Raw genomic sequence first — 25430 nt, 5'->3', positions numbered from 1 at the left:
ATGATCTATTGGGAGCTATTCATCACATTTCTCATGATCGGGTTCGTCTCCTTTGGTGGAGGCTATGCCATGATTCCTGTCATCGAACGGCAGGTGACCGCGCATGGCTGGATGACCATACAGGATTTTACCGACGTCATCGCGGTGGCAGGTATGTCTCCCGGTCCGATTGGAACGAACAGCGCGATCTTTGTGGGTTACCAAGTCGCGAAGCTGCCGGGAGCCATCTTCGCTGCAGCGGGTATGGTGCTTCCATCGTTACTTATTGTGGTTCTCGCAGGGCTGTTTTTCAGCAAAATCGACCGCAACCGATGGGTTCAATCTGCATTTTACGGACTTCGGCCGATTGTTACGGGATTAATCTTCTATGGAGCCATCCGTTTTGCTATCAGTAACCATATCATCGGCGAGCTGAACGGGGCGACGCTCGTCGCCATGCTTTTCTTCGCCTGCTCCTTGCTGGCGCTCTTGAGATTCAAGATGCATCCGTTCTTCGTCATCATGATCTCAGGGCTCACAGGGATTGCTGTGTACAGCTAAGATAACGGAGGAGGCTTGGTTCATATGGAAAAAAGGTCCTGCTGCTCCATATCCAGAACGAGCACTGTAACTACCATTGGTAAGCAGGAGACATTCTTCTCATCTAGGAGCAAATCCACAGAAATCTTAGATATGGTTAGGCTGCCAGGGGGGACCTTCCTGATGGGCACTGAGGACGAAGAGGGCTTCCCCTCGGACGGAGAAGGGCCCATCCGCAGTGTTACGGTAAACCCTTTTTCTATTAGTCCGTATACGGTGACGAACGCACAGTATATGAGCTTTGTAGAAGCGACGGGTTATGTGACGGATGCGGAGAGATACGGCTGGTCGTTCGTGTTCCACCTGCTCGCTACTCCTGCTGCGGCTGCCAAGGTTACTCAGGTGGCCCAAGGCACACCTTGGTGGTGGAACGTTGAAGGAGCTTCTTGGAGACGGCCGGAGGGACCGGACTCTACCATGGAGGATCGGCCGGATCATCCGGTTGTGCACATATCCTGGAATGATGCTAGGGCATATTGCAAATGGTCGGGCACTCGCCTGCTGACAGAGGCGGAGTGGGAGTATGCGGCACGAGGCGGGCTTGTGCAAAAGAAATATCCCTGGGGTGATCTTCTGAAACCGAGTGGAATGCATATGTGCAACATTTTTCAAGGCAAGTTCCCGGAGAAAAACAACGCCGGCGACGGATACATCGGCACCGCGCCTGTTCATGCGTTTCCTCCGAACGGGTATGGTCTGTATCAAATGGCCGGGAATGTGTGGGAGTGGTGTGCCGATTGGTTCAGCAGAGACTTTCACCGTAAGGATGTAACCGTGAATCCGAAAGGGCCGGTTCATGGGGAGTCAAAGGTGATGCGCGGCGGCTCTTATTTATGCCATAAGTCTTATTGCAATCGATATCGTGTAGCTGCCCGTACGTCGAATACACCAGATAGCTCATCGGGAAATATCGGGTTTCGCGTAGCGGCGGATGCAGCAGAGTGATTGTGCTACGCTTGTAAGAGCCGTTCTATTTATCATGAGAAAACCAGGAGGCGTAACGAATGAAAAACGTTATTATGATCTCTACCGACCAGCAGCGGATCGATGCGATGAGCTGTATGGATCCAAGCTATCATACACCGAATCTTGATCGTCTAGTCGAGCGCTCCGTACGCTTCACCGGAGCGATCAGCACCTCGGCGCAATGCTCGCCTTCGCGGGCAAGCTGGATGACCGGAAAATTCCCGCATCAAGTTGGGGTCTATCAGATCGGTCATACACTGGATCCCAAGGGTTGGGGGATTGCCAAGGAATTTAACAAGGCCGGCTATGAAACGGCGTATTTCGGCAAATGGCATTTAGGCTTATCGCCGGCTGATCACGACTTCGCCGTAACGGATTACCGCCTAGATGGAATTGAGCTGGGCGGAGCCAACGACGATCCGCGGTTCCACAGCAATAAGGATGCAATTTCGACGACGCAAGCGCTAAATTATTTGGACGATTATTCCGGGAGCAAGCCGTTCTTCCTTAAGCTGAATTGGTATATGCCGCATCCGGATACGCCGGTTGACAAGCCCTTCGAGCTAATCGAACGCTTCGCGGAACAATACCCGCTGGAGCAGATGCCGGTTCCGAACACATTCTACTCCGACGATCTGTCGGGGAAGCCGCCGTTTCAGCGGGAGCGTTCCTCCAAAGGAGAGTCGGAGCTGACGGAGGAACTGGTACGTCGGGACGCTCAACGGTATCGCAGCTTGGTTGCGCTTATGGACACCTACCTCGGACGAGTGCTGGATAAACTGGAGGAAAAGGGGATGATGGAGCATACGGCGATTCTGTTCACCAGTGATCATGGGGATATGCAGGGGGCCCACCGGCTGCGTCTGAAGGGCGTACTTCCTTACAAAGAGCTATATAATGTGCCCATGATCGTACATGTTCCGTGGGTGCAATCCAAACGGAAGGTCATCCCCGATCTCGTCTCGACCGCAGCGGTTACCGGTACATTGCTCGATGCAGCGGGGATTCCATTGCCTGAGGAATGTGAAGGAGGTTCACTGCTGCCGGTTATGGAGCGGTCAGAGCCTCTTGCGGGGGAGCATGTGTTCTTCGAACACTATAAGGCATATTGGGGACGCCATCCGATGGTTGGCATTCAGACGTCGAGGTATAAATATGTATATTATCTTGAGGATGAACTCGAGGAAATGTATGATTTGGCGAACGATCCGGACGAGGTTCGGAATATCGCTGGGCAGCCTCAGGTAGAGGAGCAGCGTGCGGAGCTCCGGCAACGGGTCGTAGCATGGTGGGAAGCAACCGGGGGGTTCTCACGAGAACCGATCATCGATCAGGAAAGCGGATGGATCAAGATGGGTTTTTAATGGCAGCCGCCTTCGGCTGAATTGCTAAGATCGTATTGCCGCGACGGAGAGTCCAGTTCGAAGCCAACCCAAGCTTCATCGGTGGCATCCAGCGTCTGTTCGACCACAACTGCATCAAATACAATCCTTGGCAATAGTCCTGACGAAATGTTATGATTCAGGCAGGATGGTGATGATTCATGGAAAATGAAATCTTTTTGTTCCCAGGTAAGGCCCCGGGATCCGAGAAAGTACACATGGAAGAAATCATGTTTGAAGAACCTTGGGAACATACCTATAAAAGGGTGATTAAGGGAGTAACTGCACCGTCGCTCATTCCCTTTATCCCGGAAAAGCCTAACGGAGCTGCCGTTATTGTAATACCAGGGGGAGCCTACCGTAGACAGGTGTTTAATCTGGAAGGCACAGATATCGCAGAATGGCTGAATTCCTTCGGTGTCACAGCGTTCGTTCTAAAGCATAGAATGCCGGGCGACGGACATGAACAGGCGCTCGATGTTCCTTTGCAGGATGGGCAAAGAGCCGTCAGGCTAGTGCGCAGCATGGCCTCTCAATATGGAATCAATCCTGCAAAAGTAGGAGTGATGGGATTTTCTGCGGGCGGTCATCTCGCTTCTGCTCTAGGTACCTGTTACGATAGAACAATCTATGAGCCTATCGATTCAGTGGATCAAATCAGTGCGAAGCCCGACTTTCTGGTTTTATGTTATCCTTGTATTTCCTTGAGGGGTTGGGACACAAACGACGGACGGGACCGCTCGACTCCAATTATGGAAGTGTTGAAGAAATACAGTACCGATGAATTGGTTACTAAAGATACGCCAACATCGTTTATTATGGTTGCTGACGATGACACGATAACCCCGGCAGAACACAGTGTCAACTTCTATCTTGCGTTGAGAAAAGCACGCGTTCCCGCCGAGCTGCATGCATATAGAGCAGGACAACACGGTTTTGGCATGGGGACGACCAAAGGTCCCGTGCAAAGCTGGACTGCAGCCTGCCGAAGCTGGTTGGAAACGGTGCTAGAGTAGAGATTGCCTTGGTTACCGATATTAATGAGTTAATTGATACAGGGAGCAGATTGCGGCAGCTGCTCCTTCTGTCGTTAATTACAAAAGGGCGGGACGGAATTAGGCAACCCCGCGTGGCGGACAAATATTTTCCTAATGAACAGGAGGAAAAAATTGGTTGGCGTAGAAGTTAATATTGCGAATATATATTCGCATATGACATCGCATATGCCGCGCAAGATGAAAACGTTTGTTGCCGTTCTACCTACCACAATGCCTGCTAGTTCATGAATTATTGAAGGAGGAGAAGAAATGGAGATTATCGATCAGCGGGAGAACAAGCAAAAAGTCGTGGTACGGAATTCCAGCCTTGCAGGAGCAGAGTTCGAAAATTGCCGCGCGGAGGAAGTATCGTTCCGCAACGTTTCGCTGCCCAATTTCCGCGTTGCATGCGCGGATTTGAGCGGAGCGTATTTCAAGGACGTCAATATGTCGAGGACTTTCATCACCGATGCCAACCTGTCAGACCTGGAAATCGACGGGGCTCAGCTGGGTGGGGCTTATATCCACAATATCGGCCTGCCTCCGAAAGGGCACCCGGCCTACCGAGAAGATCAGGAGCGGCAGCGTCCGCTCCGATTCGAGATGTGCGAGCTGACGGGCAGCACGATATCTTTGTCCGATCTCAGCGGCGTTCGCATCGAAGGGTGCAACATCGAAGGGTTGACGATTGACGGCATCGATGTTTCCGATTTGCTCAAGCGCTACAGATCGGAGGGACAACCGGAAGCCAACGTGCAACAGGAGGAGCAAACCAGGCGTACGCCGCTCTTGAACCGGACGGGTGCAACATTCGTTCCGGTCCGCGATATCGCGAAGGCCAGGGATTGGTACTGCCGGATTCTAGGGATTCCCGTCGATTCCGTACATATTACAAACGGTCATCTGTGTTCGATTCCTGTTGAAGGGTCTGGACTCATTTTGGATACAATGCAGATGTGGGGCGGTAAAGAGCCCGGCGGTCCGCCGACATTCCAAACCCCGGCCTTCATGCTGCTGACGGACGATCTCGCCGCCTCGTTCAAGTATATGAAGGAGCAGGGCGCGGAGCTCGTCACCGAAATCGAGTACGACCATTGGTTCGCTTTCCGCGATCCGGACGGCAACCTGTTGATGGTCTGTAAGGCTTAGCCTTCGCTCCCAATATGGTCAGGCTGCCCGACCGGCCGCTGACGATGAACGAGTACCCAGTAGAAGAGGGTTGGTTACTCGGTTCGCGAGCATATCAACGAGAGGCTTACGCAATATCCAGTGGCAGTCTTGGACCTTGATATCTCGGTCTAAGGGTGCCGCTGTTTTTTTAGCATATATAAGACCCATCATGATCCGAATCAGTGCTGATTTATGAATTGCAGTTTATCACTTCTCCTAGTAAACTGGTAATATTACGTAAACAAGGGAGATTCTAATGAAGAAAACCAAACGATTCCGCAAATTCCTGTTGGCGGGACTTTCCCTTTGTTGTTGCCTTCCTTCCTATGCCTATGCCCTTGATAATCCCGACGCTCCATCGGTACTTACATTAAAATTAAATCAACAAACTGCCCAAGTCCGTGGGAATGCCGTTACACTAGAAACAAGTCCCATCTTGCAAAACGGTGTTACGATGGTACCATTACGATTTATCGCGGAAGCTTTAGGCTCAAGGGTGTCATGGGATGAGATGACACAGACGGTTACTCTACAGAAGGATGCGACAACCATTCAGCTAACGTTGGCTCATTCCGAGGCACGTGTGAACGGTGTCTCCCTTCCGTTGGAGCAGCCGGCCACAATCATAAATGAAACGACCTTAGTGCCGCTTCGCTTCATTAGCGAAAGTCTCCAGCAGACGGTGACCTATGACAACATCTCGCAGGTAATTACGATCACAAGCATAAAGAAATCTTCCCCCGTCCCCGTACCCGCGAAAAAGAAGCTGAGCAGACCTACGGTCGATAATTTAACGGAGCGGGACACGCAGTACAGCACGATTCCTATTGTAACGGGCAATACGATCAGCTACAGGGCAGCAATGGAATTTCTGGATCTTGTCGTAGATAAGAATGACAACGTCTATACACTGGACTTCAGTAGAAACCGCTCATCAGCAACCGGACATCTCATTTCGATGTACCGGTCGGCCGAGGGCAAACAATTGAACCCGCATATCGTGCTCACCGAGAAATTCAATTTTAACTACACAACTAAGAAAAACGGTGAATCGAAGCTGCTGTATTTCGAGCTGAATCCGCAAAGACTACATTACGATGAGCTGAAGGACAAAGTATACACGTCCGCTAACGTCACACAGCAGGGTATCTCATCCGAATCGGTAAGCTTCGCTTTTTTCGAGGTTGTTCCCGAGGTTAAGCTTATCACTTATTCCAAAGAGGAAGATATATTCGGTGAATTCAATTTTTTCTCAACGACTAGTGATGGAAAGGTATATTACAGCAATAGCTACCAGAACAAGGTATACACTGTTGGAAAAGATCAGTCTGTCACAACAAGCTTTATGCCTAGAGAAGCCAAGCTAAGCCAACTCGTTTCCACGGTATGGGAAGGGCAAACTTATTTGCTCGATAAAGCGAACAAGCGTATTCTCCGTATTCAACCGAACGATACGATTACACAGGTAGCTACGGTGAGCCTGGAAGAAATCCTGGAAGCTTCATCAAGAGACGGCAGCTTTTATGTACACGATCATCAAGGGTTCTATCGAATAGATATCCATGGTAAGGTTGAACCGTACGTCATGCTGGACCAGCTTACCTATCAGCGGGGGCTTTGGAATCCCGGAACCGGCTCATATGATGATACGGAGTCACAGAACGCGGATAAGCCCCTTTTCATGGGCAATTCAACGGAAATCAGTCTCACCAGCCCAACCAAATTTAGTATGGATACCCGCGGGAATATCATATTGTTTGACAACAACCGCCATATGCTGAGACGAATTAATGTGTATGAAAAATAACATCATTGTTCTAAAGACCATGTCCCCGGCATGGTCTTTGCTGTAGAAAGTCATTATTTTGTTTCCGGGGTTGATGAAAAGGGAACTAGGCATTTGGTCTGATATGGTTTACACTCATTACTTAAGTCTTATACATCGGAGTAAAGGAGTATGTTAACAATGAATAAGGAAGAAGCCCTACAAGCCCCGGGCGACGTGAGCAAACCCTCGAAGGCGACCTTGGTCGCGATTCTCGGCTCGTTGGCGATGATGGGGCCGCTTACCATCGATATGTATTTGCCTGCGCTGCCCGCCGTTGTGAGCGAGTTTCAAACGACGGAATCGTATGTGCAGCTCAGCTTAACATTCTACCTAGTTGGTCTGGTTCTCGGCAATTTGCTGGCCGGACCGATTAGTGACGTCAAGGGAAGAAGGGCTCCCATGCTGCTCGGACTGGCGGTGTATGCGGTATGCTCGCTGCTGTGCGCATTCAGTCCGAACATTTGGTGGCTGATCGGGCTGCGGGCGCTGCAGGGCTTTTCCGGAGCGGCGGGAATGGTCGTCTCCCGGGCGGTAGTGCGGGACCTGTTCTCCGGTACGGAGATGACCAAGTTCATGACGATGCTGATGGTCGTCAATGGGGCCGGGCCGATTATCGCACCGATTATCGGGGGACAGCTGCTGCGGTTTACGTCATGGCGTGGCGTATTCGTCGTGCTTTGCATCGTCGGGATATTGCTGTTCCTCAGCGTTTTGTTAGGGCTGAAGGAAACTCTGCCGCCGAGCCGCAGGTCCGCAGGGGGCATCGGTCGGACGTTGACCACTTTTGGCTCACTGTTCCGGGACCGGGAGTTCATGGGCTTTGCTCTTTCCTCCGGGTTCGTAACCGCCGCACTCTTCGCGTACTTGTCCGGTTCCTCTTTTGTTCTGCAAAATATTTACGGCGTATCGCCGCAGACGTACAGCCTCATCTTCGCCGTCAATGGCTTCGGCTTCGTGCTTGCCTCGCAGGTTATCGGCAGGCTGGTGGGAAGAGTGCCTGAAATCAAGCTGCTGGTCGCCGGCTATGTCATTGCGGCTTCAGGGGGCATTCTCCTGCTAGCCATGGTGCTGACCGGTGCCGGGATCCCCGGAGTATGGCCGGCTTTCTTCCTGATCGTATCGAGTGTTGGAGTAGTGGGGCCGACCAGCTCGTCGCTGGCGCTGCAAAATCAGGGCAAGAACGCCGGTAGTGCCGCTGCACTGCTGGGTGTGTTGTCGCTGCTGTTCGGGGCGGTTTCTTCGCCGCTCGCCGGAATCGGCGGCGGAGAATCCGCGCTGCCGCTCGCGATCTTGATCGCCGTCACCTCCTCCAGCTCCGTGCTTTGCTACTTGCTGCTGATCAGGAAGCGGCAGAACGTGTAACATAAAACCAACAAGGCTGCTGGGATGAGCAGCCTTGTTTGCGTTTTTAATCAGTTATGGAGAGCTTTTGAAGTTCCACTGTGGAGGCATTTATATTCCCATTCTTCGATGACTGGATAATACACTGGGGCGTCCGGTAGCCGTCGAATGGCGCATCCATCCCCGTCTGCGCATGTCCCACATGCCGAAAAGATATAGGAAGCACTTGGGGGAGATGAATTTGCCGGAAAAGGCAGGAATTTAATAAATATTTTAAGTTTACGCCACTTTTTTCTTAAAGAGTTTTTCCTATCCTAGAATCGAACCATAGGTTTAGGAGGAACACCAATGAAGAAGTGGCTGTTTTGGCTGGGTGTCGCAGGGCTGCTGACGTATGGGGTGGTTCGGAACGCTCCGGAGGGCACGGACGGGCACGAACGGAACATAGAGGTTCAGGTGCAGACGGCGAAGGCTGACGCTTCACCGAAGGACGGGCAGCGGATCAAAGTATCGAAGGATCAAATTTACAAAGGGAACTTGCTGCTTGTCAACAAGAAACATCCCGTTCCCGCAGGAGGCGAAGAGGTAAATGCGGTTTTCCTGTACAAGCACCAGGAGCTGGTGAAGGGCTACGGCTTGCTGGACCGTACGATTCAGCTATCCAAGGACATGGTGCAGAAATTCACCGCCATGGTCGCAGCGGCGGAGCAGGAGGGGGTGAACCGCTTCCTGATTACGAGCGGCTACCGGGACCATGTAGAGCAAGGCCAACTTTATAAGCAAATGGGAGCGGATTATGCCATGCCGGCTGGATACAGCGAACACAACCTGGGCCTCTCGATCGACATCGGTTCGGCACAGGGGGAAATGGACAAGGCGCCGGAAGGGAAGTGGCTGAAACAAAACGCCTGGCAATATGGGTTTATCCTCCGCTACCCGAAGAACAAGACTGACATCACCGGCATTCAATACGAGCCGTGGCATTTCCGCTATGTCGGGCTGCCTCACAGCGCCGTCATGCAGGAAAACGAGTGGGTGCTGGAGGAATATCTGGACTACTTGAAAGATCGGAAGTCGGTAACCGTCACGGTCAAGCATTCGACCTGCAGCATCTCCTACTATCCCGTTACCAAAAGCACAACGATTGATATTCCGTCGAACGATCGTTATGAGATCTCCGGCAACAATGTGGACGGTGTCATCGTAACCGTATGTCCAGACCGGCAGCATGACCGCAAACAACGATAAGGATGTGACCGAGATGACAGTGAGAAGACGATTGAAGGAAGGGATCCTTCACGTGATGCTGGTTTTGTACGGGTATGTGCTGATCAAGATTATTTTGTTCAAATTCCGTCCCGTCGAGCTGAATGTGTTCATGGATCGGATGAAAAAAAGTTTAAGTGATCCCGATCTGATCATGTGGCGGCTCCATAACGGAAATCTGACTCCTCTCGCGGAAATTACCCGGTCCGTGGATGAAGTATCCGTTCACGGACTGGTCAACTTGTTCGGGAATGTGTTGATTTTCATACCGTTCGGGTTGCTGCTTGGCTTCTTGTCAGTGGGAAGGAAAATATCCGCCGGAGGCGCGGTTCTCTTGTCCTTCGCCCTGAGTTTGAGTCTGGAGGGAGCCCAGTTGCTGTACATGATGGGGCAATTCGACGTGGATGATTTGATTCTGAATGCCTCCGGAGGCTGGCTCGGCTTCATGTCGTTCCTCATGCTGCGCCGCGTCGTATCCCGCGTACCCGCATAAAGCGAAAATCTGTTACAATACTACTAATGATTCTATGACATGCTGGAGTGGAAACCATGAGGTCTATCACCATACTGATTGCGGACGATGAGGCGGAAATTGCCGATTTGATCGAGCTGCATCTGGAGCGGGAGGGCTACCGCTGCGTCAAAGTCCATGATGGCCAGGAAGCGGTCCTTGCCGTACAATCCAACGCCATCGATCTGGCGATTCTGGATATCATGATGCCCAAGCTAGACGGATATGAGGTAACGAGAATGATTCGGGAGCAGCACCTGATGCCCATTATCTTCTTAAGCGCCAAAGCGTCCGATCTGGACAAAATCGCCGGGCTCGTCCGAGGAGCGGACGATTACGTCACCAAGCCCTTCAATCCGATGGAGCTGGTGGCCCGGGTCAATGCCCAACTGAGACGATCCCTGCAGTTCAATCCGACCTCCCAGCCCGGCAAGCCGATGTTGGAGGCGGGAGGACTCGTCATCTATCCCGAGGAGCGGAGCGTGTTTCTCTATGGCAAGCCTGTAGAGCTTACTCCGAAGGAATTCGAAATTTTGCATCTCCTGGCCAGCCATCCGAAGAAGGTGTTTAGCTCGGAGCATATTTTCGAACAGGTATGGGGTGAGGCATATTATGAAGGCAGCAATACGGTCATGGTTCACATTCGCACTCTGCGGAAGAAGCTCGGGGAGGACGTGAATAAGAATAAACTGATCAAAACCGTGTGGGGAGTGGGATATGCATTCAATGGCTGACTTGCTGCGAGGTTTCCGGTTCCGGATGATCATGCTGTTCGGGTTGAGCATGCTTCTGTCCGGCATCATCACCTATTCTTGCTACAAGGCTTTGCAGCTCTATTACCATACGATTCTCCACGAAAATCCCTTGAGACAGGTCCGCGACCTCATCAGAGAATTCGGAGACATCAATTTCTTTTTGCTGCTATTCATCCCGCTGTCCATCCTGTTCTTCCTACTGCTAACCAAACCGTATGTGGCCTATTTTCGGGAGATTTCGCACGGGATTCACCAGTTGGCGAACGGGAAGTTCGACATCCGCGTCGATATTCCGTCACAGGATGAATTCGGGGATATCGCGAGAGACATCAATCTGGCCGGGGATAAGCTGCAGCATGCTTTGGAACGTGGAGACTTCGCGGAGAACAGCAAGGAGCAGCTCGTACTGAATCTGGCCCATGACTTGCGCACGCCGCTGACCTCCGTCCTGGGCTATTTGGATTTCATCCTCCGGGATGACCAATTGACCCATGAACAGAGGAGGCACTATACGAGCATCGCTTACACCAAGTCACAGCGCCTGGAACGGCTGATTGACGAGCTGTTCGAGGTCACCCGTCTGAATTACGGCAAGCTGACGATTGACCGCAAGCCCGTCGATCTGAGCGAGCTTCTCACTCAGCTGAATGAAGAATTATATCCTGCTTTGGAGAAAAACAATCTGACATCCAGGATCAATGTGGCCTCCCATTTGATGATACGGGGGGACGGAGAACTGCTGGCGCGGGTGTTCGAAAATTTGCTTTCCAATGCCATCCGTTATGGACAGGACGGCCTGTATGTTGATATTGATGCTCATCCGGAAGGGGATGAGGTTGTCATTCAAGTGGTGAATTACGGGAACAGCATTCCCACGGAGGAACTGCCATATATATTCGATATGTTTTTTACCGGCGACCGGGCGCGGACCCATCGGGAAGGCAGTACCGGCCTGGGCCTGTTCATCGCGAAGAACATCGTCGAACAGCATCAAGGCGCTATCCTCGCTTCCAGCGATACGGTCCGTACGGTGTTCGAGGTGCGCTTGCCAAAGGACGCGGCCGCCGTTCCGGTGACTGACCGCCAGCCCTTTGTATTCTGACGGGTTCCCGAATGAGCCACAGCCGGAAGGAGTTGGTCCGGGACCTCGGATGGATCAAAGGTACGATGGCCAACATGATTTTCAACCATGAGTTTCGGAAGTTGCCGGCAATCGGCTTCGTCGCCACAGCCTCCAAATCGGGGGAAAGGCCATCGCCACAGCGATCATGCATGGACCTGAAACACTGCAAAATTAGATCGAAAATTAGTTGGGGGCATTGCGTTCCAGGACGGCACCAACGCCGGACGGATCGACTCAACTTAGTAGATCAAGCTCCAGTACCCGCTGATCTTTCTAAGATTTTTCGTGATCTCCTTGAATAAAACCCCCCAAAGTTGGCAATAAAGAATTAATGTGGCCAATCACAGAGATAAATAAGATTGAAACGTATTAACAGATAAAAATCGCTGATGAATCCATTATGGAATTTGATTAAATAAGTATCGTTCGTAATATGGCCAATTTCTGGTTTTATCCTTGTTGGACCTCAAAAAAAAGAAAGAGTTGGTCAAAAGACCGCTCCTTCTTTTTTTTACTTTTTTATAGTGTCTTTACATAATCAACCTGTCTCAGCATGCATAAAGCGTTGTCCGTTCTGTCTTAATTAATCGGATTTTTTTACTATTTCTGTTGACTTTGTTGACTATTTTGGCCTTGTTGCGATTGTTTTTGAGCTTGAAGAATAGCCTCTTGCGTTTGCTGCATTGCCTGTGTGGATTGTTGATTGTTTTGCGTAGATTGGTTCTGTTGGTTCTGCTGATCTTGTTGATTTTGCATGATAATTCCTCCAGTTACCTTTTTTTAATGCACTTATAATATGTACCATTACAGTAAGATTAATACTTAATGAATTTACAAATCAATTCTGAAACCATTAAAAAACCGAATCATCATGATACCCTTCTTTTCGCATGTTCACTTGGTGTGCCAGTATACATAAGATTTATTATAGGACCTAAATCCTGCAATGACATCTTATTCTCGGAAAGTTCTTCGGGCACAGTACGTCTATTTACTTTTCCCTTGACTTGTAGTCACTACATTTCTCCATGCGGTTCCTGCATCCTTCCATAGGTATCGAGGAGCCGCTAAGGTAAGATACACATAGATCTTATCTTTTCTAGAGGTGAAAGCTTACTATGTCCATTCTATATGATCAGGAGCAGCAATTATTTCATTTGCGGGCGGGAGATATGAGCTATGTATTGCACGTGCTTCCGTCCGGCCATTTAGGTCACGTATATTGGGGGCCGAAGCTGCGCTCCTTGAAGGCGGCCCATACGGTGCACGCTAGAGAGCGGGCATTCTCGCCGGTTTATGATCCTAAGAATCAAAATTTGTCCCTAGACACGATTCCTTTGGAATATCCAGGGTACGGGAACTCCGATTATCGCCAGCCGGCATATCAGGTGCAGCTGGAGAACGGTACGACGATTACCGATCTTCAGTATGTGTCGCACACGATTGAAAGCGGCAAGAAGGCGCTGCCCGGGCTACCCTCTACCTATGTGGAAAGGGAGGAAGAAGCGGATACGCTGGACATTGTGCTCGAGGACAAGCTATCCGGCCTGCAAGTGATTCTCTCGTACACGGCGTATTCGAAGCGAAATGTGGTGACTCGGAGCGCGAAGCTGTCTAATCAAGGTGCAGAGCCGCTTCGTCTTCAGCGCGCCCTTAGCATGAGTGTCGATTTTCCGCATGACCAATATGATTTGCTGCACTTGTCCGGGGCATGGGCTAGAGAACGGTACGTGGAAACCCGTCCGCTGCGTTCGGGGACGCAATCGATTGAGAGTCGTCGCGGGGCAAGCAGCCATCAACAAAATCCGTTTATCGCCCTGCTAGGGAAGGGAGTCACGGAGGAAACCGGTGAAGTATACGGCTTCAGTCTTGTATACAGCGGAAACTTCCTTGCATCCGTTGAGGTGGACCAGTTCCATACCACTCGCTTATCGATGGGAATCAACCCGTTTGATTTCAGCTGGCTGCTAGAGGCAGGAGAGTCCTTTCAAACGCCCGAGGTTGTCATGGTATATTCCCAAACCGGACTGACTGGGATGTCGCACACGTACCATGACCTGTACCGTACCCGGCTGTGCCGCGGCAAGTATCGCGATTCTTCTCGACCAGTTCTGATTAATAACTGGGAAGCGACGTACTTCGATTTCAATGCGGATAAAATCGAAGCGATCGCTGCAGCAGGCAGTGAGCTGGGAATTGAGCTGTTCGTGCTGGATGACGGCTGGTTCGGCCGAAGGGACAACGATCGCTCTTCACTGGGCGATTGGGTAGTGGACCGGAAAAAACTCCCGAACGGTCTGGAGGATCTGGTAGAGCGGGTTAGGAAACAGGGGATGCAGTTCGGTCTGTGGTTCGAACCGGAGATGATTTCTCCGGACAGCGAGTTGTACCGCAAGCATCCGGATTGGTGCCTGCATGTGCCGAACCGTCCCCGCAGTGAGGGGCGCAATCAACTGATTCTCGACCTATCCCGCGCGGAGGTCTGTGATTATATTGTTGCGTCGGTATCGAGGATTTTATCCGGAGCGCCGATCAGCTATGTGAAATGGGACATGAACCGTCATATGACGGAGATCGGTTCGGCACTGCTTCCTGCGGAACGTCAAAGAGAGACGGCCCATAGGTACATGCTGGGGCTTTACGATGTAATGGAACGGGTAACGTCGTCCTTTCCGGATGTATTGTTCGAAAGCTGCTCGGGCGGCGGCGGCCGTTTCGACCCAGGCATTCTTCATTATATGCCGCAAACCTGGACCAGCGATAACACGGATGCGGTGACACGCTTGAAGATACAATACGGCACCAGCCTCGTGTATCCGATTAGCAGCATGGGAGCTCACGTCTCTGCTGTTCCCAATCATCAGGTGCATCGAGTCACTTCCTTGAAAATGCGCGGCGATGTAGCGATGAGCGGGAACTTCGGATACGAGCTGGATGTAAGCACCTTTACCCCGGAGGAAAGGGAGCTCGCCAAGCGGCAGGTGGCTCTTTATAAAGAGCTTCGTGAATTTGTACAGTATGGAAAATTTTATCGCTTGTTGAGCCCCTTCGAGCAAAACGATGCCGCCTGGATGTTTGTTTCCGAGGACGGTCAAGATGTGCTCGCTTGCAGCTTCCGGGTGCTTGCGGAGCCGAATGAGCCGTTAAGCCGATTAAAGCTGAAGGGCCTTGATCCGCAACGGGATTACCGGGATACGGAAACGGGAGAGATCTATGGCGGGGACGAGCTGATGTACGCGGGGATTAGCCTGCTGAGGCAGCATGGCGATTTTGACAGCAAGCTTTTCCGCTTTAAAGCAATCTAAGCCTTCAGAGGAAACATCCGCCTGAACGGGCATGAGAGTGTTCGCAGGGGGATGTTTCTTTTGTTACTGAATTCGGTGTATGATAAAGAAGGTCAACAACATGATGCGTTATCAACGGCCTATCAATAAAGCCTGCTTATCTAAATCGAAGGAGTCCGTTCATGAAGCTTGTCACTATGAATCACTGGGATCCGGAACGCTGGATGCAAGCGGAGCCGATCTACCGGGAAGCTTTTCCCACGGGAAGAAAAGGTGATCTTATCATACGGCGGCTGCTTGAACAGCATGCTGGTTACCTTCATCTTGCTGTGGAAAGGAATGAAGTTCAGGCGATGGCAATTTCCGCGACAATCACAGAGATTGATGCATTGCTGATTGACTATCTTGCTGTACGGCATGAGCTGAGGGGACAAGGGATCGGGCAGCGATTTTTAAATCTGCTTAAAGGATGGACCGTGCAGCAGGGAATGAAGGGTATGCTCTTGGAAATCGAGTCGGACGAGGGAGAAACGAATCCTGCTCGTCGCCGCTTCTGGGAACAGGCCGGGTTCACGCTAACCGAGTATGTCCACGAATACATCTGGGTTCCGGAGCCTTATCAGGCGATGTATCTTCATCTGCGGGAAGGGAGCAAAGTGCCTGAAGAAGGTAAGGAGCTGTTCCGGCATATCACCCATTTTCATAAAAAAGCTTGGGGGCTGGCGAAATAGCGGCATCCTGGGCTTTTTTCTTGTTATGCTGACAAAAGTGTGATTTATTACCAGTAATAAATCAAAGTAATGGAACATTTATACAGTTTCTCTCGTCTTCTAATTGGAAATGCCAAAATATAGATTCATAGGAGAGAGAGCAACGAATGAAAAAGCTGGGGATCACGCTGTTGACGGCAGCAACCATGGTAAGCGGTTGTGGTATGGGGGAAGAGAAGCCCTCCTCACAAGCGCTTAAGGAGCTGGGCAAGGATGAGAAGGCAACCGTGAAGGTGTTGTACTATGATAGAACGGCCTTTTTTCAGCAATACGGCAATCTGTTGATGGCCAAATACCCGAATATCGATATTGAGGTCATTAGCAATCAGGGCATTTATGGTCCGGGCAAGGATCCCAAAAAAGAGTTCCGCAAGCTTATGGAGGAACAAAAACCCGATATACTGCTCATCAATAACCTTTCGGATTACGAGCAATATGTACAAGAAGGCTTGTTGTATGAGCTTGACGGAGTCATCAAGCAAGATAAGTTTGATGTTGAGAATATAATCCCCGCTGCAGTAGAGTTAATTCGAAACAAAGGGGGAGGCAAGCTCTATGCGCTTACGCCTAACTTCTACAGCCAGGCGATTTACTATAATAAGGATCTGTTCGACAAGCATGGAGTCCCTTATCCGAAAAACCAGATGACATGGGAGGATCTGCTGGCGCTGGCCAAAAGATTCCCTACGCAAGGGGATGAGAAGGATCGGATTTACGGGCTAAGTGCATACCATTATGTTAGAGACAGTATGTCCTTCTCGTATTTGAGTGCTATCGGCATGACCCATGGACTTACGTTTGTGGACCCGGCTTCGATGAAGGTCACCTTACAGACAGACGGCTGGAAGCGAGCGATGCAGCTAGCAGTAGATGCCATGAAGTCAGGCACACTGTATCAGCCGAAAAATGAGCCGAATTCGCAAGCGCCGGTCATGTTCGACAGCTACCTGAAGCAGAATCCGTTCATCGCGGGCCATGCGGCCATGACCATAGAATCGTCATATCTGATGGATCAGCTCGAGCGCGCCAAGGAAATACTGAAGGATGTCCCGTCGGTCAATTGGGATATCGTGACGGTTCCGGTTGATCCCCTGCATCCCGATGTCAGTAACACGGTGAATGTCAGCAACCTATACGCGATCCAAGCGTCATCCCCGAATATTCGCGCAGCGTGGGAAGTCGTCAAATACATCAATAGCGACGAAATGGCGCGCATTCAGTCGAAATCCTCCACGGGTCTGGTAACCCGAACTAAGCACGCAAAGGAACAGAACGGCCGCAGCTTGGAACCCTTTTATCTGTTAAAGCCTAGCGAGCAGTTGTACAAAGATACGGAGAAAATACCGCAAGGCTTCTATAGCACATTCATGGGCACAGCCAATACGGAAATTCAATCCGCAATTGATGGAAAGAAAAGTATAGAGGATGCTCTCCAAGCAATGCAGCAAAAAGGGGAAGAAGCATTGACCGCTGCTTTACAGCAGCAGAAGGATATGGAAGAGAAAGAAAAAGGAGCAGGAGCTCCCAAATAATGTGCGTAAGCCAGATCGGTTCAAGTCTCCGATCTGGTTTTTTTTATTGAAGCAATATATGCTTCAATAAATGGGGCTGGCTTTAGGAGTAATTATCCTGCAGGGCTTTTTGTAGAAGTCCAATGCACCGCTCAAGCTCGACTTTCATCAGCTTCTTATAAGCTTGGGCCTGCTGGCGCCCTTCATCGGTAAATCGGTAGTAAATGACCTTTTGGAATCCGTCTTTGTCCTTCGAGCGGAGCTCCTCGGTTCGGGTAACCCATCCAGACGCGTACATTTCATGCAGGATTTTATAGATATCGGAGTGGGAGGGGCGATAACCGTGCTTGGACAGCTCAGCCTCGAAGGTATCCTGGAACTGTAAGCCATACAACTCATCCCGTTCGATGAGAGTAAACAGGTACATTTTCAGAAACGCCTTTTGCTTGACTAAGAAATTGTTGGGCTTACTAGATGCATCCATGCAGAGGCTCCTTTACATTGTTGATCATAATGAACTATGTTGAAAATTCACAACAGGGAGAAAACTCAATTGCATTCTTCCCGAATGTATTCTGATCCCGTAGAAAAATGTTCTTACTTACTCCAATTGTTTCAATGGTGGATTGAACAAATCCTAGTTTATCTTAATCAACATTCTTCATGGGGTCAAGCCGCAACAAAAACAGCCCTCCGGAGAAAACTCCGTCAGGCTGTGTTTAATATTGAAGTAATGTTCCGATGATGTTGCCATCCTTACTGTAACCGGCATAAGCTTCTTGTGCCTGTTCCAGCGGATAAGTTCCAGTGAGAAGCGGCGCCGCTTGAATGCGTCGGTCTGCAAGCAGCCGGACATACTCGCCGATATTCCGTCCTTCCGTCCATCTCACGTAACCGATTGGGTAATCCTGATTGTTGCGCTCATAGGACGCATCATATCTTCCCGGTCCACCGGCACGCGAGATCAGCACCTGAGCTTCCTTCTGAAACATTAGGCTGCGGGAGAATTCGGCCGTAATATCGCCTACAATGACAACCTTGCCGCGATCACGCAGCCAATGCATGGCGTCGTTGATCAGCGTTTGGCCGCTGCCGCTGGCGCATAACATCACACAGTCGACGCCTACGCCGCGGCTTTGCTCAGCAATCTGCTTCTCTAACGCTTCGCGCTCGCCATATGCATGGCGGACACCGCAGTTCTGCAGAAGCGACGTGCGATGGGGATTGAGATCGTAGCCGTACGTAACCATCGAACCGGCATTCGCTATCTGGGCAATCAAATTGCCCAAGATACCAAGCCCTACTACGACAACGGATTCCCCGAAACGAAGGTCGGCGATTCGGTGTGCATGGACGGCTATGGCTCCCAAGCCTGCTAACGCCGCTTCCTCAGGTCGAACATGCTCCGGTACCGCCGCCGCCAAATTCGCCGGCACCGACATAAGCTCCGCATGATGAACATAAGGAGCGCCATAGCATGCTACTCGCTGACCGGGCTGTAAGCCCTGCACTTCGTCGCCGACCTCCTGCACAATGCCAACGGCGCTGTAACCAAGGTAGACAGATCTCTCCTTAGAGGCTTTGGCCATGGAGAGCTCCGTCCCTGGGCTTATTGCCGAAAATTCCGTACGAACGATCACATGCCCCGGCAGGAGAGCAGGGGGCTCTTTATCCAGGACGAGTATATGTCCATGCTGTGCAGCTACTGTCTTCATGATGAAGTCCTTTCTTTATAACATCAGAATTTATAAGTTTTGAGCGGAGCTCAAGGATTTTGATGTTTCAAGAAAAGCTACCGTATTGACACGAATGCACTACTTTGAAAGGGCTTCGATAGGAGCTTTTCTTATAATATCAGAATTTATAAGTTTTGAGCGGAGCTCAAGGATTTTGATGTTTCAAGAAAAGCTACCTTATTGACACGAATGCACTACTTTGAAAGGGCCTCGATAGGAGCTTTTCTTATAACATCAGAATTTATAAGTTTTGAGCGGAGCTCAATGATTTTGATGTTTCAAGAAAAGCTACCTTATTGACACGAATGCACTACTTTGAAAGGGCTTCGATAGGAGCTTTTCTTATAACTCAGAATTAATCGAGAGAAGTTTTTACATCGCCGGATTTTTACGATATTCGCTTGGCGACACTCCGTAATATTTTTTGAAGGTACTGGTGAAGGTTGTCGCATTCAGATATCCGGTCCGTTCTCCGATTTCCGTAATGGATAGATCGGTTTTTCTTAAATATTCGGACGCGTTGGACAAGCGCACTTTATTCAAGTACTCAACGAAATTAACTCCAAATTGCTTCTTGAAATAGTTGGAAAAATACTTCGGACTTGTCTCCAGCAGCTCCGCCATATGGTCCAAATGGAGATTATCCATGTAATGCTTGTCAATGTATTCGGCAATCGCCGCACGATTCAGCTTATTGGTCTGAGTCTCCTCATGCTGCGAAGCAATGGTGCGGGCCGCGGCAACCAGAAGCTCTCGGACCGTCTTGAAGTCAACGGCCAGCTCCAGCTTTCTCCTGAACGTGGCTTCCAGCTCCTGCTGCTGCGCAGGGAGGCGAGTAGATGAAGAAAAATGCTTCATCATGCCGTAGAAGATGCTTTCTGCAATCGATAACAGCTGATGATACTGGATATCCAGCTCCAGGTTGGCGTCCAGCATCTCCGATACGAGCCGCTCCGCTTCGGATTTATTTCCCGTCATGATGGAATAGGAAAGCCTTTCGATTTCTTGAGGGGCTAAGTGCACTCGGAATGACGGACGTATCGATTGAATGTCAAACAAGGGACCCTCATCCATCAGATTCCGCTCGGAATAGCAGCGAACAATATCCTTGTAGGCAAGACGAAAATTGCTAATCTTCGAAATATAAACCCGGCTGGCGGCTGCAATGATACCCAATTCATGAAACGACTCGTTCTGCAGACTCACAAGGAAGCTGCGAACCCGGTTCATCGCGTTTTCCTTATGAGATGCCTGGCGTAGGCTGATGAGCCCGATGAAGGTAAGGCCGGCTTCATGAAACAGGACGACATGCTCCAGCCGCTGGCTTAGGCCTGTTTGCAAACAATCCAGAAGCTCATCCGGGGTTACATGGGAATGCTTCACTTGATCCTCTTGGGGTCGAAAAGTGATCGACAGCATAATGAACTGTCCCAAGGGAATCAGCTCCCCAAAGTAGGAACGGCCATGAAGCTCAAACTCCAGCGAATCCGAGTAATCGTCCAGCGCCCTCAGGAAGTAGTTCCTGCGCATGTCCTCATGGACTGATGCGAGCCGACGCTGTGCCTCGTCATTTGCTTCCTGTAATCTGAGAATCTCCCGTTTAATGTTGGGGTAGTCGGGGCCCGTGCCCAGCCGCCCCCCAAACAGCTTGAGGATATTTTGCACCGGCTTATATAAGAAATGGCTTAATAAGAGAGAGAGGGCGATCGCACTTAGGATCGACACCAGCATAATAGATTGATTGGTTGTAGAGACGGCTTCCAGATTGGCAAATTCTCTTGGGGACTTATTGATATAAGTAAAGCCGTTATACTCGGACTTAAACACGTAGTATTCATAATCCTTACGTTGTACCGTGGATTCCTGGGCTGCGTCGATTCTCAGGTCGCTCAGAAGTCCAACCATATTCCAATCATCCTCTGTGTTAAGAATCATGGTCTGATTCTCATCGAGAAGGAACAGGGAGGTCCCTTGCATCATAGAAATTTGGTTTACCTCACTAAGCAGCTTCTGCAAATCGATGAACACCATAATGTTCAGCTCGGAGATCTGATTGTTGCCGAGTACCGTGAGAAGCTTCCTTCCCGGCGCCTCCGCGCCCGCCGTTTTTCTGCCGAAATATTGTGTGGGCATTATCTTGAGCGGGTGCTCGGAGGAAGCAAGGGAGTACCAGTACTCAGCATTATAAATTGGATGAATGTACTTTATTGCAAACAGCTCAGGTAAATGAATGGTGCCGGTGGATGTGATCGCCAAAGAAGAGTTTTTGTGAAAAACAACCACATCCTCAATGTAGTTGACGGAGGAGATTAAAGTGCCGATATTTTTCTGCATCATATAGGCGTCATGCATATCAATCGACCCGCTATCAATCTCATCCCACGCATTGTAAGGCAGCATTTGTACGGAATAAATGATATCATTTATTTTTTTGAAGCTGTTATCGAACGAGCGAATCACGTTATTGACCACAAGCCTATTATTCTCGCTCACTTGCTTATAAATGCTCTGAATCGAGTTTTTATAAACAATATAATTCGATAGAAACATGATGACGACAACAAGAAGCAGCGCACAAAAGATTCGCAGCATTCCTTTACTGGCCATGATTCTGAGCATTGGCATGCGAGTCTTCACCACCACGTCCTGGAATAGTTCATCGGTCTAATACTTATGTGTAATTCGACCAACTGCTGAATTATCCCTTCTCAGAACCGAGCATAATTCCTTTGGCAAAATATTTTTGCGCAAACGGATAAATGATAAGCACCGGAATCATAGATAAAAAGATCGTTGCATTCTTCATAGCCTGTGGCGTAAGCGCCGCGTGCTCCGCCATCCCCGTTTCCTTGGCGCTGTCGAAGATGAGCATATCCCGAAGCACAACCTGAAGCGGATACAAATCGGAATCGTTCAAATAAATCATGGGTAGGAAGAAGCTGTTCCAATGCCCCATGAAGTAGAACAGACCGATGGATGCCAGCGCCGGTTTGGATAATGGAATAATGATGCTGAACAAAATACGGTATTCCGAAGCTCCGTCCATAACAGCCGACTCGCGAAGCGATGCGGACATCGATTCATAGAAGCTCTTGAGAATGAGTAGCTCGATGGTCCAAATCGCATTGGGCAATACAAGCGCCCATATCGTATCGATCAGCTGGAGCTTCTGGACGATCAGATACGTAGGAATAATCCCGCCGTTCAGAAACATGGTCAGCACAATCGCAATCATGAAGTATTTCCGCCCGAAAAAGCCGGGCCTCGACAACGGATAAGCTGCAACTGCCGTCATCAGCAGGTTAATCGCCGTTCCCACGCCGGTATAAAGCACCGTGTTCAGATAAGCTCTTGGAATTCTAGGATCCTGCAGAATCTGAATGTAGGCGTCCATGTTGAAGCCCTTAGGCCACAGAAACACTTGATTTTGGACAATGCTGGCCGTGTCGCTGAACGAAATGGCTATGATATACAGAACGGGGTAAACCGTCGCAATCGCCACAAGACCTAAAAGAAAGACCAGGAGGGCATCGAACATCGTGAACCCTGTGCCGGAAGAACTTCTGTGACGTATTACCATAGTCCTTTCCCTCCCGCCTTCTTGCTAATCAGATTCGAAATCAGCAGCATAACCAAAGCGATCAGAGCTTCGAACATCCCGACCGCAGAAGCGTAGCTGTAGTTGGTTTCGAGCAGACCTTTACGATAAACGTAAGTGGAGAACACATCCGCGACCTCATAAGTCATCGGATTATAAAGCAGAAGCACCTTCTCGTAACCGATCCGGAACATAGCGCCCGCCTTAATGATAAACATGATGAGGACCGTCGGCATAATGCTCGGCAAGGTGATGTATCTCATCATTTGCGTACGTGTCGCTCCGTCTACTTTAGCCGCTTCATATAAGGTAGGATCGATGCCTGCGATAGCGGCCAGATAGATGATCGCTTCATAGCCCATATGCTGCCAAATTTCGGTGGAAACGTACACCGTCCGGAACCATTCCGGCGCAGCAAGAAAATAAATTCCGTCAAAGCCCATCAGCTTTAATACCTGGTTAATCAGACCATGGGTCGGAGAGAGAAAATCAATAATCATGCTGCTGACGATAACCACGGACAGGAAGGCCGGCAAATAGCTGAACGTTTGGACCGTCTTCTTGAAGGCCATATGACGTACCTCATTAAGAAGCACGGCAAAGAGAATCGGAAAAGGAAATGCCCATACCAGGGTGAATACCCCGAGTAGAAACGTATTTTTAAACAATAACCAGAAATCAGGACTATCGAAGAATCGCTCAAAGTGCCTCAGCCCGACCCATTCGCTGTCAAGAATGCCTTGATACACATTGTAATCCTTGAAGGCAATGATCATCCCGTAGAGCGGGCCGTAACGAAAGATAATAAAAAACAATATACAAGGAAGGAATAAAAGAAGCAGCTGCCGATCCCGTCTGATATGCCGCCATGTCGCTGAGAGCCCTCTGGTTGGAAGCATCGGAGCGCTCCCTTGCTTACTTGGTATCATCGTAACGTTTTTGTGCTGCGTTATAAGCGTCGATAAACTTTGCTGCGCCTAGCTTATCTGCGCTTTGCAGCCATTCCTTCCATTGAGCGTCGCCGAATTCCTTCTTCATAATATATTTCGTTGCGAATTCATTGGCGGCTTTTTCCAGAGATACTTTCATCTCAGCGAGTGTTTTGGTCTCATCGTCAGTAAACTTCAGAACCGGGTCGGCGGGCTCGAATTTGTTACCCTTCATGATCTTATCCTGAGCTTCCTGCTCCTTCTCCGTAAAGGTGTAATACACACTGCGCTTGTCCGGACGCAGGTACATACCTTCGATCCACATGCCGTACTTCTTATCGAGCGCTTTAATGTCAATCAGCGGGAGGTCCTTCAGCTCAGGATATACCGGCTTTCCGTTTTCCATTTTGAAGGTTTCGCCTTCAATCCCCATGGTAACGAGAGTGGAGCCGGAAGGGCTTGTTAAGTAATCGAGCAGCTTGAGAGCAATTTCTTTGTTTTTGCTATTGGAAACGACGATACCCCAGTTATCGATTTTCGGGAGACTGCGAATGTTACCGGTTGGACCTACCGGATTGCCGTACCGGAGGTTGTATTCCGGATTTTGTGCTTTTACCTGATTGGCGAAGGAGTCGAGACGGCCGATCCAGTCAAAGGTAACGAATGATTTGTTGCTGGAGGTCATCTTGGCAGTCCACGATGCATCGGTGTCCGTGACGAACTCAGGGTCCATCAGTCCTTCGTTGTACAGCTTTTTCATGAAGTCGAGCATGTCTTTGAACTCAGGCTGCGTATAAGCAAGCTCCCAGTTTTTCGATTTTTCATCGTAGGCTGCAGGGAAGCTGGTTCCACCGAGTCCCCAACCATAGGACCAATCGCGGAAAATCGTTTCTTTCGTCTTGGACGCGTAAGGATAGGACTGTGGATAAGCTTCTTTCAGCTTTTTGAGCGCGTTGTAGAACTCCTCGGTGTTCGTCCATTCCTTAATTCCATGTTTATCGAAAATATCCTTACGGTACAAGAAACCGTGGTTCACATCGCGCTGCAAGCCGTAGATCGGCCAGGAATACATGTTGTTTTTGTCGTCCGACCAGGATTTCATGACCCAGTTGTTTTCTTTATTGTCGACGTACAGCTTCTTAAAGTTAGGCAGTTCATTCAAATAAGGGTTGATTGGAGCTAAGGCGCCTTGAGCCCCCATCTTGTTCAATTCCGAGACCGTTTGGCCATGGTAAATATCGGGGAGCTTGCCGGAAGCAATGACGACTTTCAGCTTATCCTTATAGGTTTGAGAGGAGTAGGCTTGAATATCAAGCTTGATGCCTGTACGCTTCTCGATTTCCTTCACTACCATAGAATCATTCAAATTCGTATTATCACTGGGAAGCATCCAAGTAAGCGTTGTAGGCTTATCAACGATAGGAAGCTTCAGACCTCCGGTATCCCCATAATTTGCAGCAGGCGCTGCCGGTGCAGGGGAAGGACCGGTTCCTCCGGCAGGTTCCTTCGCTGTGTTGCCGCCGCTGCAGCCTGCAGCTACTGCAGCAGCAAGTGATGCCGTCATGATGGAGTTGACCCATTTACGTTTCATTTGTATACCTCCTTAGATTGTTGGAGCGAAGAAGCTGATCGTATGTCGTGCTA

22 protein-coding genes are annotated in these 25430 nt (G+C 49.8%); 14 read left to right on the top strand and 8 right to left on the bottom strand.

The features are described 5' to 3' along the window. Genes QMO62_RS28170 through QMO62_RS28160 form a run of 3 tightly spaced genes read left to right on the top strand, consistent with a single transcriptional unit; the run spans position 1 to position 2909 of the window. On the top strand, positions 1–540 hold the full coding sequence (locus tag QMO62_RS28170; RefSeq protein ID WP_284645819.1) for a chromate transporter: 540 nt from the start codon (positions 1–3) through the stop codon (positions 538–540). A gap of 24 nt (positions 541–564) precedes the next feature. Further along, positions 565–1524, top strand: a complete 960-nt coding sequence (locus QMO62_RS28165; RefSeq protein WP_284645818.1) for a formylglycine-generating enzyme family protein — start codon at positions 565–567, stop codon at positions 1522–1524. Between the two features lie 59 nt (positions 1525–1583). After that, the gene (locus QMO62_RS28160) at positions 1584–2909 is read left to right on the top strand and encodes a sulfatase family protein (RefSeq protein WP_284645817.1); all 1326 of its coding nucleotides are present in this window, start codon (positions 1584–1586) and stop codon (positions 2907–2909) included. Here QMO62_RS28160 and QMO62_RS28155 read toward each other — a convergent pair. Continuing rightward, positions 2906–3043 carry a hypothetical protein gene (locus QMO62_RS28155; RefSeq protein WP_284645816.1) on the bottom strand — a complete coding sequence of 46 codons (138 nt, stop codon included), beginning with the start codon at positions 3041–3043 and terminating at the stop codon, positions 2906–2908. The genes QMO62_RS28160 and QMO62_RS28155 overlap by 4 nt on opposite strands. A 45-nt stretch (positions 3044–3088) precedes the next feature. Here QMO62_RS28155 and QMO62_RS28150 point away from each other — a divergent pair, with 45 nt between their 5' ends. From QMO62_RS28150 to QMO62_RS28115, 8 genes are all read left to right on the top strand, one after another. Beyond that, positions 3089–3943, top strand: a complete 855-nt coding sequence (locus tag QMO62_RS28150; RefSeq protein WP_284645815.1) for an alpha/beta hydrolase — start codon at positions 3089–3091, stop codon at positions 3941–3943. Between the two features lie 291 nt (positions 3944–4234). Then, on the top strand, positions 4235–5113 hold the full coding sequence (locus tag QMO62_RS28145) for a pentapeptide repeat-containing protein (protein WP_284645814.1): 879 nt from the start codon (positions 4235–4237) through the stop codon (positions 5111–5113). A 277-nt stretch (positions 5114–5390) separates the two neighbouring features. Further along, positions 5391–6941, top strand: a complete 1551-nt coding sequence (locus QMO62_RS28140; protein WP_284645813.1) for a copper amine oxidase N-terminal domain-containing protein — start codon at positions 5391–5393, stop codon at positions 6939–6941. A gap of 159 nt (positions 6942–7100) precedes the next feature. Beyond that, entirely contained in the window at positions 7101–8324 is a 1224-nt protein-coding gene (locus QMO62_RS28135) for a multidrug effflux MFS transporter (RefSeq protein WP_284645812.1), read from the top strand. 327 nt (positions 8325–8651) lie between these two features. Next, entirely contained in the window at positions 8652–9551 is a 900-nt protein-coding gene (locus QMO62_RS28130) for a M15 family metallopeptidase (protein ID WP_284645811.1), read from the top strand. Between the two features lie 13 nt (positions 9552–9564). Then, positions 9565–10062 (top strand): VanZ family protein, encoded by a 498-nt coding sequence (locus QMO62_RS28125; protein WP_284645810.1) that lies wholly within the window; start codon positions 9565–9567, stop codon positions 10060–10062. Positions 10063–10118: 56 nt separating this feature from the next. Beyond that, positions 10119–10814 (top strand): response regulator transcription factor, encoded by a 696-nt coding sequence (locus QMO62_RS28120; RefSeq protein WP_284645809.1) that lies wholly within the window; start codon positions 10119–10121, stop codon positions 10812–10814. Continuing rightward, positions 10807–11937: a sensor histidine kinase gene (locus QMO62_RS28115; RefSeq protein ID WP_284646704.1), complete on the top strand. Its 1131-nt coding sequence runs from the start codon at positions 10807–10809 to the stop codon at positions 11935–11937. The genes QMO62_RS28120 and QMO62_RS28115 overlap by 8 nt, the downstream gene beginning before the upstream one ends. A 621-nt stretch (positions 11938–12558) precedes the next feature. Here QMO62_RS28115 and QMO62_RS28110 read toward each other — a convergent pair. Next, on the bottom strand, positions 12559–12714 hold the full coding sequence (locus tag QMO62_RS28110; RefSeq protein WP_284645808.1) for a hypothetical protein: 156 nt from the start codon (positions 12712–12714) through the stop codon (positions 12559–12561). A gap of 362 nt (positions 12715–13076) precedes the next feature. On the opposite strand from QMO62_RS28110, the gene QMO62_RS28105 reads away from it, so the two are divergent. The 3 genes from QMO62_RS28105 to QMO62_RS28095 all read left to right on the top strand — a co-directional run bounded on the left by QMO62_RS28105 (position 13077) and on the right by QMO62_RS28095 (position 17544). Next, positions 13077–15263 (top strand): alpha-galactosidase, encoded by a 2187-nt coding sequence (locus QMO62_RS28105; RefSeq protein ID WP_284645807.1) that lies wholly within the window; start codon positions 13077–13079, stop codon positions 15261–15263. 161 nt (positions 15264–15424) lie between these two features. Beyond that, a complete protein-coding gene (locus tag QMO62_RS28100; RefSeq protein ID WP_284645806.1) occupies positions 15425–15973 on the top strand; it encodes a GNAT family N-acetyltransferase in 549 nt (182 codons plus the stop codon). Between the two features lie 146 nt (positions 15974–16119). Then, positions 16120–17544 (top strand): ABC transporter substrate-binding protein, encoded by a 1425-nt coding sequence (locus QMO62_RS28095; protein WP_284645805.1) that lies wholly within the window; start codon positions 16120–16122, stop codon positions 17542–17544. Positions 17545–17626: 82 nt separating this feature from the next. Here the strand turns inward: QMO62_RS28095 and QMO62_RS28090 are convergent, their stop codons facing one another. From QMO62_RS28090 to QMO62_RS28065, 6 genes are all read right to left on the bottom strand, one after another. Continuing rightward, positions 17627–18007, bottom strand: coding sequence for a helix-turn-helix transcriptional regulator (locus tag QMO62_RS28090; protein ID WP_284645804.1), 381 nt, complete (start codon positions 18005–18007; stop codon positions 17627–17629). A gap of 235 nt (positions 18008–18242) precedes the next feature. After that, positions 18243–19238: a zinc-dependent alcohol dehydrogenase gene (locus QMO62_RS28085; protein ID WP_284645803.1), complete on the bottom strand. Its 996-nt coding sequence runs from the start codon at positions 19236–19238 to the stop codon at positions 18243–18245. A 393-nt stretch (positions 19239–19631) separates the two neighbouring features. Further along, positions 19632–21866 (bottom strand): helix-turn-helix transcriptional regulator, encoded by a 2235-nt coding sequence (locus QMO62_RS28080; RefSeq protein WP_284645802.1) that lies wholly within the window; start codon positions 21864–21866, stop codon positions 19632–19634. Between the two features lie 91 nt (positions 21867–21957). Further along, positions 21958–22797, bottom strand: coding sequence for a carbohydrate ABC transporter permease (locus tag QMO62_RS28075; RefSeq protein ID WP_284646703.1), 840 nt, complete (start codon positions 22795–22797; stop codon positions 21958–21960). A gap of 35 nt (positions 22798–22832) precedes the next feature. Next, on the bottom strand, positions 22833–23756 hold the full coding sequence (locus QMO62_RS28070) for an ABC transporter permease (RefSeq protein WP_284645801.1): 924 nt from the start codon (positions 23754–23756) through the stop codon (positions 22833–22835). 16 nt (positions 23757–23772) lie between these two features. Next, entirely contained in the window at positions 23773–25377 is a 1605-nt protein-coding gene (locus QMO62_RS28065) for an extracellular solute-binding protein (protein ID WP_284645800.1), read from the bottom strand. Between the last annotated feature and the right edge of the window lie 53 nt (positions 25378–25430).

The organism is Paenibacillus silviterrae (assembly GCF_030167925.1).
GTDB classification, from domain to species: domain Bacteria; phylum Bacillota; class Bacilli; order Paenibacillales; family NBRC-103111; genus Paenibacillus_G; species Paenibacillus_G silviterrae.
Note: the sequence above shows the minus strand (reverse complement) of the source record. Positions and strands in the feature narration are given on the sequence as shown.